Consider the following 14,905-nt stretch of genomic DNA (forward strand, 5'->3'; position numbering starts at 1 on the left):
AATGCTTTCTATACTTATCAGGTCTTTTGATAATCCATTGATTGATATTGTGTCTGTTTTATATACAGAATGTCAATTTTTGGATATTGAATTTGAAATTCTTATTTCTGATGATGACTCTAATGGCAAAAATTTAGACCACCATAAGCTTAGTCAATTTCCGATGGTAACCTATTGGAGAAACAAAAAAAACCTAGGGCGCTCCAACAATTTGAATAAATTGATACGTAAATCTAAATTCAACAGTGCATTACTCATGGATGCGGATGTAATTCCATTAAAAACTGATTTTATCAAGCTATACATGGAAGCCTTGAACACAAAGTGTGTTGTCGCCTATGGTGGACTTGCTTACGAAAAAAATCCTCCAGAAACTTCTGAACTATTAAGGTGGGTTTATGGCCACAAAGAAGAAGCAAAGCCAGCAAGCTTAAGACAATCTCGATATCCTTATAACATCTTAGTCTCTAACCTACTCATTAAAAAATCTGAATTTGAACAGCCCATTTTTAATACTGAATTAAAAACTTACGGGTATGAAGATTTGGTTTTCTCTGAGTTTTTGAGAGAACACCAAATTGATGTACTGCAAATTGAAAATCCAGTTATCCATAAAGGTCTTGAAACCTCTATGGTGTTTCTTCAAAAAACTGAAACAGCCTTAGACAATTTGGTCAGTTTAATTCAAAAAGGAACTTTAAGTCAGGAAGCCACAAGCCTTTCGACCTTATATTTTAAACTTAGAAGATACAAACTTAATAGTGTTATTTATAAATTTCTGAACGCTATTGAAAGAGCACTTAAGACTAATTTAGTATCTAAGAAACCGAGTTTAATTTATTTTAAACTTTATAAGCTTTACCATTTTTCAAAATCATATCAAAAACAATGATACAGTTTTCAGTCGTTATACCCTTATACAACAAGGCCAACTACATTCAAAACTGCCTAGAAAGCGTTTTAAAACAGACTCATAAAGAGTTTGAAGTTATCCTTGTAAACGATGGGAGTACAGATGGTTGCGAAACTGTAGTTGAAAGATTTCAAGACTCACGCATACGTCTGGTGCATCAAGAAAACAAAGGAGCTTCAGCGGCTAGAAATAAAGCTGTTTCTTTGGCTAAACACGGCTGGATTGCCTTAATCGATGCAGATGATTATTGGTACCCAAATCATTTAGAGGAATTGCAAAACACCATTGAACAATTTCCAAAAGCTGATGTGGTTTGCAACAACTATGAAATATTGCTTGAGAAGGATTATGTTAAACATCCTACTTTCTCTATTGAAAATCCTCTTAAAGCTCAATACATCAAAGATTATTTTAAAGGGAGTTTAATAGATCCCATCGCTTGTATGTCTTCTATATGTTTTAAGCCTTCATTTTTTAAACAAGTTGGAGGATTTGATATTGATATTAAATCGGGTGAAGACACCGATCTTATGATAAAATTCGGGTTAAAAGGCATTATTGCCTTTAATCCAAAAATTGGGGCGCGTTACATTATAAACAGTGAAAATAATTTAGCAAAATCTAATTTTTTCATAAACAGCATAGATTTTATTTCAAAATATAAAGCCCAAGAAGATAAAAATTCATCTTTAAAAACTTATTTAGACATCAACAGATATGCTTTAGTTATAAGATATAAATTAGATTCAATTCCTTTATGGAAAGAAATAATACATGAAATAAATCCTAAAAATCTAAACTATAAGCAAAAGATTTTACTTGGATTACCTGCAAAAATTCTAATATCAATCAAGAGATTCCAGAACTATTTAATAGATAGAGGACTTTATATAACTCCTTTCCGTTAATCAGTGCAGACTATCAATTTTAGATTTAAAATAGTTATCATAATCCAAGCGCTGTCCTATAATTCGCTTTACAGGTCTAAAATCCTTAGAAAATATACTTTTTTTGAATTCCTTTTCATTAAAATCTATTTTTGATAAATCAGAAATAGAATGCAATAAGTGTTCAATGGAAAAAGGGGTTTCTGGCTTAAAGTCAATAGTGTAATTTGACTTATACTGAGGGGATAGCCATACCACAAATGGAATTTCGAACATAGAGCGAGTAGGTTCTTCCAAATCATTATGCCCAAAAAAGTCACGATCTGTAAACACCTCTTCTCCATGATCTGAAAAGTAAACAACAAAACTATTTTTATTTTGGGAACTCACCTTCTTAATAACTTGATCTACCAGATAATCTACGTAAGAAATTGAATTGTGATAGGTATTTATTATTTCAAAATTGGCCTTTTTTGGGAACCGAGTTTTAGGTATATCTTTAAAAATATCAAATTTATCAGGATATCTTAACTTATATCTTCCATGAGTTGCCAAGAGATGAAGTACGATGAATTTATTTGGGGAGTCATCGTTAAGTGCGATGTCAAGGTGTGGTAACAGAACTTCGTCATAAGGTGTTTTGGAACCATAATCAGTTGTATTTGTAAACACATAGGAGTCTGATGCTTTTGCTACCTTACTTAATAAAGTATCATAAATACCTATCGGTATTTGATTCGATAACCAAAAGGTTTTAAAACCCGCCTGATTCATAAGTTGAATAAGGGTAGATTCGGTGTCTTTTTTAAAATTATCTAAAGATAAAGCTGCTTGTAAGGATTCTATAGTATGAGATTCTGAACTTATAACATCTTTATAAATTAATAGGTCCTCTTTAATCTGACTGAGTTTAGGAGTCGTAGACCTATAGAAATCATAAATACCAAGATGATGACGAGTTGTAGATTCTCCAATGATTAATACAAACGTATGAGAATCAGAATTTCCTTTAAATTCTACATTTCTAAAATTTCCAAAGGAACTTTTAATGTTGAATTTTTCATATTTTCTTATCTCATTAAAATACTCAGCCCCACCTTTAATAAATTGATAGGGAAAGTTTGCAAAATATAAACCGGAATATGTAAGTAGGAAAAAAGTTGAAGTAAGAAATAGGCATTTATATTTTGTTTTAAATGAGGGTGATTTGACTAAGACCGGAACATATCTTTTAATACTATAAGCTATAATAAAGACCAGATCAATAAACAAAAGAAGAATTATTTCGAAGCTTACATAGTTAAAGAAAAACTCTGAAGCTTCAGCATAATTAGTTTCTAAAATGATAAAAATAGCTGAGGCTGAAAAAAAGGTATCAAAAATGTAAAAATAGGCACTTTCTATGCCCATAGAAAAAACGAAGATCACATATAAGATTTTTGATAATACGCTTTTGATATTTTTTTTTGGGATTAAAGATATAAACCCAAGTATAAGTGATAGTGATAAGAAATTTTCAATACAATTTTTAAAATTATATCCTCTGAATTCTGAAGACAAAAACTCAAATATAAAGCTCACCAAAATTGGAGATACCCACATTAAAAGCGATTTATAGTTAACCTTCATGCTCTAGAGTTTTGATTTCATGTATGGCTTTAAACCCTATTTTAAATGCTCTTAGTTGTTCAAAAAAAGAAATAAAATCATACCTGTATAAGAAGAATACATATTTAAATAGCCATAAGTAAGTCCAATGCCGATGAGTTAAAAATTTTTGGGCCGTAATTGCCCTTATAAATCCTGGTGCTCCTTGATTGGAAGCAGATATTTTTCCACTATGTTTTAGTATGGGTTTAGCATGAAAAGCAACTCTTAAGCTATGTCTTAATAGTGAGTCTTTAAAAATTTGCTCTTCAGCTGAAGGAAATGAAGTTCCAAGTCCGAAATTTTCATTCATTCGTATTCCTTTTTCTCTAACATCTTTTACCCTAAATGTCATTTCCACTGAAGATAATGGTTGTTTTGTAGATGTCGTATACCCTTCAGATTTTGGATATTTTTTTTGAAGTTGATCGTTTTCATCCAAAAATTGAAATGAAATTAAACTTGCTTGATCATATTTTTTATAGGCTCGCAAGATCGTTTTATCAAAATCTGGTAAATACTCTATATCGTCGTCTGCAATGACTAGGATATCTCCGATAGCATTTTCAATTGCCAGATTTCTACTTTTACTCAATCCAAACTCTCTTGAATTGATCACTCGTATGCCTTCAGTAGTAGACACTAAATCCTGGTTTAATTTGGTCTGATTAACAATTAAAATGGAATATGAACTCAGATCCATCTCAGGAAAAATCCCTCCTAAAAAAGAAAGGTCACTCCTATTCATGGTAGATATCATTATTTCCAAGTTAGGTTCTATGATCATCGTTTATAAAAAATTAAACTCTTTCTAAAAATAAATAATATAATGAAAAAGTAAACTATATAGGTTAAAGCATGTCCCAAAACAACACCTTCAAGACCAATTTTTGGAACAAGATATATGGCACTTAAATATAGACTTAAAGCTAAAAATAAATCTGTAATAATATAATGCCAAAGCATTTTCTTAGCATGAAATTGATAAACCATCACCATTGCCAATACTCTAAAGAAATCTCCTACTATTTGCCAAAAAAATAAGTCGGCCGCTGGTAAAAAATCTTTTGAAAAAATTAGGGTCACTATCCAATCTCTTAGAACATATACCAAGATCAATCCCACTATAAAAAAAGGTAGAATCTGTTTATAGAAATTGAAAACAATAGCTCTAAATTCCGATGTTTTTTGAGCTTCAGCCATTTTAGGTAAAATAAATAAATTCAATAAAGACAAAATAAACAAAAGATAGTAACTAGATATTCTTACTGTAGATTCCCAAAAGCCTGCATTACTTTCTCCAAGCGAGTCGATAAGTAAGTTTCGAATCCCTAGAAAAACCAAAGGAAAACTCAAGCTTGAAATTAAGGTCATAAAGGCATACTGACCTAAATTTTTAAGAACTGGTGTTGAAAATTTGCTCCATTGAAACGAGGTGATTGCTCCAAACCAAGATTGAACATAGTACAAAGTAAAAATCAACATTGCAGAAGGAACAATCACAATGGTTAACAAAGCACCTTCAAGATTTAGCCAATACACCAGCAATGCAAAAGCTATGATATTCAAAAAATGAGAGGCAATATTGATTTTAATGACTTTACTAAACTCATTTAAGCCTTGTAAAATAGAAATCAAATACAGATTAATGACGTGAAGAGGTAAGACAAAGGCCAACAAACGAATAACCGACACGAAATTTCTAGAACCAAAGATTAGCGTGTTGATAAATTCTGAGAAAACAAGAATCACAGTTATGGTAAGCAAACACATCACCAATCCAGACCAGATCAAGGTGGATAAAAAAGAGGAAAATGCTTTGGGATCAGATTTGTGTTCTGCGGAGTATTTGACGACTGCATTGGCTAATCCTCCACTTGAAAACTTATGAAAAATTTCTAAAACATTTCTCAAGTTTCCTAATATCGCAATGCCTTGTGGACCAAGATAAATAGCTGTTAGCTTTGAAACGCCAAGACCCGTAATCATTTTAATAACAACGGATAGTCCATTGAAAGAACTCACCTTCAATAGAGTAGATTGTTGAATTACAGATTTTAAACGTTTAAGCACTTATATCATTCCTATACATAAATCGAAAGTACAATTTTTAAAAATTTTGAATATCATTTCAATTCACTTATAAACAACAAAAGCTTCTGTCGAAACAGAAGCTTTTGTTGTTAGTTAAAAATTTGATTACTGAAAGTAAAAACTGTTGGGTGAAATACCAACACTAAACTCTTTTACTAATTGTCCTTCCAAAGAATAGATGAATACAAATCCATTGGAGGTGAAGTCTCCTGCATCCCCAACATAAATCTGACCTTCGTTCACTTCAAATCCCCGAAAAGCACCAAAAGAAGAGTCACTCCCATAATCGAAAATAACTTCAGAAGATAATTCTGTTGATGAAATTGACGTGGTATAAGCAGCTGTACCTGAAGTGTAATAAAATTGATCATTTTCAATTCTCAAATTACTAACAGAGGTTAAAGCATCAGGTTTATTTATTTCAGTTTCCACACTAAAAGTTGCTAGATCAATTTGCTTTACTCCTTCAGAATCCAAAGCATAAAGCTTTTGGTTATAAACTTGTATAGAATTAATCCCCTCTCCTACTTCAAGGGTTTCTGTAATTGTATTGGACATTGGATTTAATTTTGAAATGGTATTACCAGATCCAAAAGAACCATTTTGTATAAATATCTGTCCGTTACTTTCAACAATCCTTTCAGCAATTAAACCAACGGGAATAGTTATATCAACATTTAAAGTTTCAAGATCTATAACGGCAACAAAATCATCTTTTGGATCGTTTGGATCTGATTCAAATTCACCTGAATTCGTTACATATGCTTTTCCATCAAAGGCTACACCATAACGAGGATTTTGAAGATCTAGATCAATCTCTTCAATCAGTTCGAAAGTGTATCTATTTACAACAGAAATGAGATCTGACCCCCCAGCAATTATATAAGCCTTTTCACTATCAAAAAATATGGATTGAAGAAAAAGACCTGGTCCTTGCCCATCATTGGCATCTGCGAAAATATCATTCATAACCTCTTGTTGATCAGTACCCAAAAAAGATACAGAACCTCCAGCACTTCCTCCTTCATTAAGAATTAAAACCCCGTTAAAATAGTCACCATCGGGAATAACTGGCTGTGGGTTGTCATCATCACTACTACAAGAGATAATAGCAAAAGCTGAAATGGCGATCACTAAAAATTTAAAATAAGTGTTCATTGATTTGGATTTAAAAGTTAATTAAAGTTTGAATAAAAAAATGCCTCCCCGGCATGGGTCTGTTTTCTATAGTTTGGTAAGCAACATCGGTTATGTTCCTGACTTGAAAGGATAACTTAAGATTTTGGATCTTAGGGAATTTATAAGATAGCCCTGAGTTCCAAAGCAAATAATCTTCAAGAATGTCACCTTCGCTATTGTTAGATCTTGTAAAGATTTCACTGATGTATTGATTTTGTATTTCAACTGAAAATCGGTTCCATGAGTATGTAAACCCATTTGTCAACTTATGTTTTGGAACATAAGTAAGTTGAAATCCTGTTTGTTTGTTTTCAGAAATAGTATACCCATATAAAGAGTTCAACTGGAATAAATGTTCTCCAAATTTAAATGTTGACTCTAGTTGTGCTTCAAGGCCATAGGTTTCTACTTCATCTACGTTTTCTGGCTCCCAGATATTATTTACATTGGGTATCCAACGGATTAAGTTATTGATATCGTTATAATATCCTGTCAATGAAAACCTATGATTTTTTTTAGCATTAGAAAAGATCAAAGAGCTCTCCAACTGATTAGAAGTTTCAGGCTGCAAGTCGGTTTGACCACTTCCCTCCCAGTATAAATCATTGAACGTGGGGATTCTAAAGTTCTTTGAAACCTTAGCTTTAGCCTCTACATAGTTTGAAAACACATAATTAAAACCTGTACTAAATAAAAATGGACTGTCATATACATTAGAATATTCCTGTCGAAAACTCACTTCAGATGTCAGTTGCTTCCATTGGTGTTTAGCGAGAAAAGCAAAACTCGCAATAGTTCGACTATCAGCTTGAACATTATCACCATCTGCTGTGCTATAATTATATTCACTTAAGGCATTAAAATCGAAGTCATTATAAGTATAAAACAAACTATATCTAGCTATAGCAGTTTGAGCTCCAGCACCGGTGGGATTTGGGTTATTTATATTGGCAGTATATTGAAAGTCCTCTCCAAAATAGGCCATTTTTAATACAGAAGTTAAGTTTGAAAATTCTTTCTCCCATTCCAACATATGCCGATGGTCTTCATTGAGATAATTTGATCGCGGATCTGATGGAAACAACAAGGAGAAATTTCTATCCCCATTAAAATACATTCCATGATAAGTTAGCCTATGTCCATTACCCAATTTTCTGGAAAGGCTCAAATTGGCATTGTAATGTTCGAAATCTCCATTCAGATTTTTCCGATTAGTCGTAGGCCAATCGTAATCATTTTCAGAAGAAAACCTAGATAAAGCTAGAGATAAACTCCAACGATCTGTGGATGTAGAAGCTTTTAATAAATTTTGAAAAGTTGAAAAACTTCCTGTTCTAGCACTTAATACCGCTGAAGTTTCACCGTCAAATCTTAACTGATTGCTGAGATGAATACTGCCTCCAATGGCCCCTGTTCCATAGATGATACTCCCTCCACCTGGCCTTACAGATAACTCATCGAAACCATCTACCAATAAAGTATTAAAATCGGTTTGACCATTGAACTGTGAATTGATATTAAAACCATTCCAAACCACAGCAGTCTGTTGAGCAGTTGTTCCTCTAAAAGTTGGAGAAGATACCATCCCGTACCCATTTTGCTTAAAAAATATAGTGGTTTCTTGTCCTAAAACATCGGTAAGTAAGCCAGGGGTATTTTGAAGAATCGAGCTGGAAATGTTTTGAACACGCTGCCCTGTGGAAAATCGACTGATTTGTCGATCCACAACGATCACCTCTTCCAGCTTTTGGATAGAGTCCAATTGAGCAACAGTTGGGGATGTCCAAAGACACACCAAAATGCATAAGTAAATATAATGCTTCATACACCACTCGACTTTTATCCCGAAAGTCTTCGTTTTTAAATTATACATTGAGGCAGGTCTCCTGGCTTGCGTCTTTACTTAACCTTCCCATCTTAACAGACAGTGGTTATAAAGTTTTAAAGTAAAGCATACGCACAAAGCGTACAAAGCGCACAGTTGCGGGAACAGCTTTCGATTTTAACGAAATTCCCTTTTAATCTTCAAAAGTTGAAATACACCTTTGAGAACCAAAATGCGTCGCAAAATTAGACATTTCTTAAAGAATGATAGCTTTTTCTGAATTTAATTTTAATAAGCTTGAATTGAGGAGTTTAAAATTTGGAATAATTAATCATACTTTTGTCAAAATTTGTAGTGATGAAAAAAATTCTATTGGCATTAATTCTTATCGGTTTACTTTCTTGTGTCGATAACACAAAAAAAGAAGAAGATCTAGGAAGCTTTACTGAAGTTGAGATCACTTACGCTGAAGGATTTTCAATATATCATTACAAGGACTTTACTAAAGTCATTGTCCATTCTCCATGGCAAGAAGCCGAAAAAGGGTTGGTCTATATTTTAAAAAATAAAGAGATTGAATTACCTAACTCATTGGTCTACGATGCGATTATTGATTTACCTATCGAAAAGCTAGTCACAACCTCTACGACCCACATCCCCTCATTAATCGCACTGAATAAATTAGAAAAACTTGTTGGTTTCCCCAATCTCGATTACATTTCTTCTAAAGCTGCTAGAGAATTTATAGATGAAGGAAAGATCAAAGAACTGGGTAAAAATGAAGCGATAAATACCGAAATTGTTTTAGAACTAAATCCTGATGTTATTTTTAGTTTTGCATTAGAAGGACAAAATAAAGCCTTAAGCAAATTACAAGAGTCTGGAATACCTGTGGTCTATAATGGAGACTGGCTTGAAAAAAGTGCCCTTGGCAAGGCTGAATGGATTAAATTTTTTGGTGTTTTTCTTGGAGAGTTAGACCAATCTATAAAAGCTTTTGAAGACGTTGAGCAATCCTATCACTCTCTAAAAGTCTTAGCCAAGACCTCCAGTAAAAAACCAACTGTTATATCGGGAGCTATGCATCAAGACCGCTGGTATCTTCCCTATGGAACTAGCTGGCAGGCTCAATTTTTTGAAGATGCTCACGCAGATTATATTTATAGTCACACTCAAGGAAAGGGCAGCGCTGCCTTTGCTTTCGAAACAGTCCTGCAAGATGCTAAACAAGCTGAATTTTGGATATCGCCAGGACAATATACCACTTATGAGCAATTGACGGAAAGCAATACCCATTATCAAGAATTTGATGCCTTTCAAGAAAAGAATATTTTCACAATGGCGAGAACTACAGGGGAAACTGGGGGAGTTCTTTTTTATGAACTAGGTCCAAATCGGCCTGATTTAATTTTAAAAGATCTAGTAAAAATTTTCCACCCCGATTTGCTCAAAGATGAAGATTTTACCTTTTTTAAGCCCCTAGCCATTGAATAGAAACATAGCAAATAGTCTAGGTCTTGTGGTTTTACTGCTTTTTGGAATTGGACTGAGTCTTTCTTTGGGCTCTGTCTCTATTCCCATAGATGAAGTCTTGAAAATTTTACTTGGCCTTACTACCGAAAATTCAACCTGGGAATACATCATAGTCAATTATAGACTACCAAAAACACTTACAGCTTTGCTTATTGGCTCTGGTCTCGCTATAAGTGGATTGCTAATGCAAACCTTATTTAGAAATCCTTTAGCTGGTCCTTATGTCCTAGGCTTAAGCAGTGGTGCAAGTTTAGGAGTTGCTATTCTATTGATGGGTGCAGGACTGTTTTCTGGTATTTTTGGAGAGTTTATGTTTTCAAAATGGTCCATTATTCTCGCCGCTAGTTTAGGGAGTATTCTAGTTATGCTTGCGGTGCTAGCGACGGCCCAGAAAGTAAAAGACACGATGACGCTTCTTATTATTGGGTTGATGGTAGCAAGCTTAACTTCTGCTGTGGTTAGTGTTCTTGCCTATTTTAGCAATGCAGAAGAACTTCAATTATATATTTTTTGGTCTTTTGGTAGTTTAGGAAATTTGGCTTGGGGAGAGGTAGGCCTATTAAGTCTTTGCTGGTGCATTGGACTTGGACTTGCTCTTATTTGTCTCAAAAACCTAAACGCTTTGCTTTTAGGGGAAAATTATGCCAAAAGTATGGGTGTGAAATTAAATAGAAATCGAATCCTGATTATCTTATCCACTTCCATTTTTGCAGGAAGCGCTACCGCTTTTGCAGGTCCAATTGCCTTTGTAGGCTTAGCAGTTCCGCATTTAGTAAGACAGCTCGTCACTACTAATGACCATAAAGTTTTACTTCCCAATATTATTTTTGGTGGTGCTTTTTTAATGATTCTTTGCGATATTATAGCCCAATTACCAGGTAGTGAAAGCACATTACCTATTAATGCTGTAACCTCTATATTTGGTGCGCCAGTTGTTATCTGGCTTTTGGTTAGAAAGCGTAAACTCAAATTTTAAAATGTCTTCTAAAGTTAAATCTACCCCCTCAATACTAACGGCAAATTCTTTAAGCATAGGCTATAAAGATAAGAGGGAGACTATTGAAATCGCAAGTCAAATAAATTTTGAAATTCAGCCTAGTGAACTTGTCGCTTTAATTGGAATTAATGGTTCTGGAAAATCCACATTATTAAAAACTTTATCTGGAATACTCCCAGTACTTACAGGTGATATTTTAATTGATAATACCCCTATTTCTAGTTTACAAAACAAAGATTTAGCTTCTAAGCAAAGTTTGGTATTGACCAATGAAACCGTATCTAAACAACTTTCTGTATTTGAACTAGTTGCCTTAGGAAGACATCCGTATACCAACTGGTTGGGACACTTAAGTCAAAAAGATTTAACTCTTGTAAATGAAGCCATAAAACAAGTTGGATTACTACAGAACCAACATAGAATCTGCGATGCTCTAAGTGACGGACAGTTTCAAAAAGTTTTAATTGCCAGAGCTTTGGCTCAAAATACACCTCTAATTTTGATGGATGAACCTACAACTCACCTAGACATGTATCATAAAGCTTATGTGTTGCAACTTCTAAAATCGATAGTGAAACGCTCTCAGAAAAGCATTCTTTTTGCTTCTCATGAAATCAATTTAGCGCTCCAACTATGCGACAAGATTGTTCTTATCGATCAAGGGAAAGTCACTTATGGAGCTCCTTCAGAATTAATTCAAAAAGGAACATTCAATTCTCTATTTCCAAAAGATTTAATTGTTTTTGATGAAGTAAGTCAAAGCTTTCGAATGAAAATCAATACAGATTAATTTTTATCAAATAGTTTTCTCATTATAAATACATGTGGAAAGGTAATAGCAGCTATAAAAGCAAAAAGAAGTGATAAAAAGTTTTTAGAATCCTTAAACAGCCATACAACAACGAGCATACCTATAATTGAGGCTAACCAATACGGAAAGGCTTTTTTAAAATAACTTAAAAAATTTTCAAAATTAAAGGTTCCGTATAGAGAATTAACCTGATCCTTTAAAGATGGTATGCTATGCCAAAGGACAAAATAACTAGCAAAACCCCAGACTACGTTGCTAACAGCGAATAAGGCCATAAATAAAATAAGATATATCACGTTTGGAAAAAGTGAAGACTTAAGTTTAGGGTTTGTTTTGGATAAAAATATAAATAAACCTATACTTCCTAGTGCTGAAATAAAAAGAACAATATTTAAAAACTGACTGTCAATAAGTAAACCCGTCATATCTTGTACAATGAGTATAACTTCTTTTGAATTTAAGCTTAAAATTAAAAATAAAACCAGTAATCCATAAAATAGAAAAAATAAGGAAGACCAAAAAGATTGAGTGTTTTGTAACTTATGGTGAAAGTGCTGTTCTCCAAAATGATAAGAACTTATAATGACAAATGCAGCGATAGCAAAAATGGGGATAAAATAAAACACAGCTACAAAGGACAAAACAACTCCCAAATAAGCAAATAACGACTTGTAAAAATTTGGTTTCTGGGAATTCGAGTTTAAATTTTCAATAACAAATAAGTCATTAGACCCGTGTAAAATACCTAAACTAAAAATACCCAAAAGAGCTATAACATATTGAATTTCTGATATAAGAAGTTCTGAGCCTAATATAGCAAGCAAACTAAAAAGCATTATGTAATCGTAAAATTTTATCCTGTAAAGTTTCATATTACGCAAAATTAATTGAAAAAATTTCTTAAAACTAAAATTTAGTGTTTAATTTATTACTACATTTGATTAAACAAACTTAAATTTTATAACGCTATGAGAACATTTATGTACTTTATGGCCGACGTATCAAAGCTCGCAAATGACGACTACGTTGGTTTCACTTTTTTTGTAGGTAGTATGGCCATGTTGGCTGCATCTGCCTTCTTCTTTTTATCATTAAGTCAATTTGATAAAAAGTGGAGAACATCAGTATTAGTATCAGGTTTGATTACTTTTATTGCAGCAGTTCATTATTTCTATATGAGAGATTATTGGGATGCATTTGGAGAATCACCTACTTTCTTTAGATATGTAGACTGGGTTTTAACGGTACCACTTATGTGTGTTGAATTCTTCCTTATCTTAAGAGTGGCTGGAGCAAAAGCTAGTTTAATGTGGAAATTGATTTTCTGGTCAGTGGTTATGTTAGTAACTGGTTACTTTGGTGAAGCTGTTCAACCAGATTTCTCTTGGCAGTGGGGTCTTGCTTCAGGTATAGCTTACTTTGTTATTGTCTACATTGTATGGTTTGGTGAAGCTAAGAAACTAGCAGTATCAGCTGGTGGAGAAGTTTTAAAAGCTCACAACATTTTATGTTGGTTCGTACTTGTAGGATGGGCTATCTATCCTTTAGGATACATTTTAGGAACTCCAGGTGGATTATTTGGATTTGATTTTGGAGTAGACGCTTCATTTATGGATGTTGTTTATAACATTGGTGATGCTGTGAATAAAATTGGATTTGGATTAGTGATTTTTGCTTTGGCAACTAAATCTTCTGAATAATTTTTTATAATTAAAATTATCAAGCCGAATCTTATGATTCGGCTTTTTTTATACCCTATATTGAAATAAACAGTGATTGAAGTAATTGCTGTATTCGTTTTAATCCAAGCTTTTTAGCTTGGATTTTTATTGTGAAACCATCTTTGCCTCCTAAAAAAAGTCAACAGCATAATTTAGTATTACATCCACTAACTCTTGATGCATAAAACTAAACGCATAAATTAATGCCATAACTCCTTCTGTATAAATTATACCAAATTAGACCTATAATGACGCAATAAATCGTTTTACCGATACGAATTCGGCACAGGCTTTTTTCACTTGCTTTTCATCAAAAATAATTACCGTAGCTAAGGCTATGCTAGTTATTTTTGATTTCAATCAATAAATCAAAAAACCTGTGCTGAGCTACGTCGAAGTGTAATTCAATTTATTCATACGGCATTATAAATATAATTTGGTATTAGATCTACATTAGCATTATCTTCTAGAAACGACTCTTAAGTTTCGGTATTACCTATATAACTCACTCCCATTAAACTTTATGAACTCTAACATGTTGAACCTCTATATTCTGATCTTTAGTAAGCAAGTAAAAATTGTTGCATAATAGAATGATTTCGCAATAATCTCTTTTTTATGCTGATTATTTTTGGTATTTTATATAGAATCTTCATTTTAAGCTCTATTTCTAGCCTTTGCAGTTACTTTTTTTTTCCTAAATTTTAAATTTATACGCAATTATCTCTGGACTTCTATACAAATTGTAACACATGGCTTCCATAAGATTTTGGGTATGCATTTTTTCTATTTCTCGATATCTTGCTAATCCTCCGTTAAACCATCTTTTTATTCCTCCAAATGTACGCTCTACCTTGAATCTTGTTTTGCCTATTAATTTATTGAACTTCCTTTCTCAACGTGTTAAAGGTTTGTTCTTGTAAGCTTTTCTTAGAATATGATTTTTTAGATTTCGCTTTTTGAGTAGTCCTGCATTTTTCTTTGACTGATACCCTTTATCTGCTTTTAATGGGATGCCTTTTGGTAAATCTATAGTTACTGTCTCTAGCACGTCTTCTAAATTGGCTATCTCATTTTTACTTGCCGTGGTGGTTGAGACTCTTATGACAAGTCCTTCGTTATCAGTTACATGATGTTTTTTTAATCCAAAATGATACTTCCCTCTTTTCTTTAGCCATGTTCCATCTTTATCTACACTGTCAGCATACTGCTTTTTTACCCTTACCTTTTCTTCGCTGTGATTTTGGTTACCTTATGGTTCGTTTTCCCTTTTGGTCAAAGTTGTGTATCAATACCAC

General features: G+C 33.1%; 12 protein-coding genes, 1 pseudogene and 1 riboswitch. Of the genes and pseudogenes, 6 read left to right on the top strand and 7 right to left on the bottom strand.

The features are described from left to right. Position 1: 1 nt before the first annotated feature. Positions 2-892 (top strand): glycosyltransferase family A protein, encoded by an 891-nt coding sequence (locus P700755_RS00650; RefSeq protein ID WP_015022827.1) that lies wholly within the window; start codon positions 2-4, stop codon positions 890-892. Beyond that, complete coding sequence (locus P700755_RS00655) at positions 889-1,821, top strand: glycosyltransferase family 2 protein (RefSeq protein ID WP_015022828.1); 933 nt, start codon at positions 889-891, stop codon at positions 1,819-1,821. The genes P700755_RS00650 and P700755_RS00655 overlap by 4 nt, the downstream gene beginning before the upstream one ends. On the opposite strand, the gene P700755_RS00660 is transcribed toward P700755_RS00655, so the two are convergent. From P700755_RS00660 to P700755_RS00680, 5 genes are all read right to left on the bottom strand, one after another. Further along, positions 1,822-3,429 (bottom strand): sulfatase-like hydrolase/transferase, encoded by a 1,608-nt coding sequence (locus tag P700755_RS00660; RefSeq protein WP_041758092.1) that lies wholly within the window; start codon positions 3,427-3,429, stop codon positions 1,822-1,824. It lies immediately after the preceding gene. Continuing rightward, positions 3,419-4,234: a glycosyltransferase family 2 protein gene (locus tag P700755_RS00665; RefSeq protein ID WP_015022830.1), complete on the bottom strand. Its 816-nt coding sequence runs from the start codon at positions 4,232-4,234 to the stop codon at positions 3,419-3,421. Before P700755_RS00665 ends, P700755_RS00660 begins: the two co-directional genes overlap by 11 nt. Beyond that, on the bottom strand, positions 4,231-5,520 hold the full coding sequence (locus tag P700755_RS00670; protein WP_015022831.1) for an O-antigen translocase: 1,290 nt from the start codon (positions 5,518-5,520) through the stop codon (positions 4,231-4,233). Before P700755_RS00670 ends, P700755_RS00665 begins: the two co-directional genes overlap by 4 nt. A gap of 126 nt (positions 5,521-5,646) precedes the next feature. After that, positions 5,647-6,699: a YncE family protein gene (locus P700755_RS00675; protein WP_015022832.1), complete on the bottom strand. Its 1,053-nt coding sequence runs from the start codon at positions 6,697-6,699 to the stop codon at positions 5,647-5,649. Between the two features lie 10 nt (positions 6,700-6,709). Continuing rightward, positions 6,710-8,545 carry a TonB-dependent receptor gene (locus P700755_RS00680; RefSeq protein WP_015022833.1) on the bottom strand — a complete coding sequence of 612 codons (1,836 nt, stop codon included), beginning with the start codon at positions 8,543-8,545 and terminating at the stop codon, positions 6,710-6,712. A gap of 34 nt (positions 8,546-8,579) precedes the next feature. Next, positions 8,580-8,792, bottom strand: a riboswitch (cobalamin riboswitch). A 110-nt stretch (positions 8,793-8,902) separates the two neighbouring features. Here P700755_RS00680 and P700755_RS00685 point away from each other — a divergent pair. Genes P700755_RS00685 through P700755_RS00695 form a run of 3 tightly spaced genes read left to right on the top strand, consistent with a single transcriptional unit; the run spans position 8,903 to position 11,865 of the window. After that, a complete protein-coding gene (locus P700755_RS00685) occupies positions 8,903-10,039 on the top strand; it encodes an ABC transporter substrate-binding protein (protein ID WP_015022834.1) in 1,137 nt (378 codons plus the stop codon). Then, on the top strand, positions 10,032-11,054 hold the full coding sequence (locus P700755_RS00690; RefSeq protein WP_015022835.1) for an iron ABC transporter permease: 1,023 nt from the start codon (positions 10,032-10,034) through the stop codon (positions 11,052-11,054). The genes P700755_RS00685 and P700755_RS00690 overlap by 8 nt, the downstream gene beginning before the upstream one ends. Position 11,055: 1 nt before the next feature. Beyond that, positions 11,056-11,865, top strand: coding sequence for an ABC transporter ATP-binding protein (locus P700755_RS00695; RefSeq protein ID WP_015022836.1), 810 nt, complete (start codon positions 11,056-11,058; stop codon positions 11,863-11,865). On the opposite strand, the gene P700755_RS00700 is transcribed toward P700755_RS00695, so the two are convergent. Then, the gene (locus tag P700755_RS00700) at positions 11,862-12,758 is read right to left on the bottom strand and encodes a Brp/Blh family beta-carotene 15,15'-dioxygenase (RefSeq protein ID WP_015022837.1); all 897 of its coding nucleotides are present in this window, start codon (positions 12,756-12,758) and stop codon (positions 11,862-11,864) included. The two genes, P700755_RS00695 and P700755_RS00700, sit on opposite strands and share 4 nt — an antisense overlap. 96 nt (positions 12,759-12,854) lie before the next feature. On the opposite strand from P700755_RS00700, the gene P700755_RS00705 reads away from it, so the two are divergent. Further along, positions 12,855-13,586, top strand: a complete 732-nt coding sequence (locus P700755_RS00705; RefSeq protein ID WP_015022838.1) for a bacteriorhodopsin-like — start codon at positions 12,855-12,857, stop codon at positions 13,584-13,586. A 718-nt stretch (positions 13,587-14,304) separates the two neighbouring features. Here the strand turns inward: P700755_RS00705 and P700755_RS21165 are convergent. After that, positions 14,305-14,802: pseudogene (locus P700755_RS21165) on the bottom strand (transposase); the annotation flags it as partial. Positions 14,803-14,905: the final 103 nt, after the last annotated feature.

It is taken from the genome of Psychroflexus torquis ATCC 700755 (assembly GCF_000153485.2).
In the GTDB taxonomy this organism is placed as follows: Bacteria; Bacteroidota; Bacteroidia; order Flavobacteriales; family Flavobacteriaceae; genus Psychroflexus; species Psychroflexus torquis.

What these genes read in the sequence shown, in the direction of transcription:
- P700755_RS00650 (WP_015022827.1), top strand. Translation starts at nt 2, where the DNA reads ATGCTTTCTATACTTATCAGGTCTTTTGATAATCCATTGATTGATATT.
- P700755_RS00655 (WP_015022828.1), top strand. Translation starts at nt 889, where the DNA reads ATGATACAGTTTTCAGTCGTTATACCCTTATACAACAAGGCCAACTAC.
- P700755_RS00660 (WP_041758092.1), bottom strand. Translation starts at nt 3,429, where the DNA reads ATGAAGGTTAACTATAAATCGCTTTTAATGTGGGTATCTCCAATTTTG.
- P700755_RS00665 (WP_015022830.1), bottom strand. Translation starts at nt 4,234, where the DNA reads ATGATCATAGAACCTAACTTGGAAATAATGATATCTACCATGAATAGG.
- P700755_RS00675 (WP_015022832.1), bottom strand. Translation starts at nt 6,699, where the DNA reads ATGAACACTTATTTTAAATTTTTAGTGATCGCCATTTCAGCTTTTGCT.
- P700755_RS00680 (WP_015022833.1), bottom strand. Translation starts at nt 8,545, where the DNA reads ATGAAGCATTATATTTACTTATGCATTTTGGTGTGTCTTTGGACATCC.
- P700755_RS00685 (WP_015022834.1), top strand. Translation starts at nt 8,903, where the DNA reads ATGAAAAAAATTCTATTGGCATTAATTCTTATCGGTTTACTTTCTTGT.
- P700755_RS00695 (WP_015022836.1), top strand. Translation starts at nt 11,056, where the DNA reads ATGTCTTCTAAAGTTAAATCTACCCCCTCAATACTAACGGCAAATTCT.
- P700755_RS00700 (WP_015022837.1), bottom strand. Translation starts at nt 12,758, where the DNA reads ATGAAACTTTACAGGATAAAATTTTACGATTACATAATGCTTTTTAGT.
- P700755_RS00705 (WP_015022838.1), top strand. Translation starts at nt 12,855, where the DNA reads ATGAGAACATTTATGTACTTTATGGCCGACGTATCAAAGCTCGCAAAT.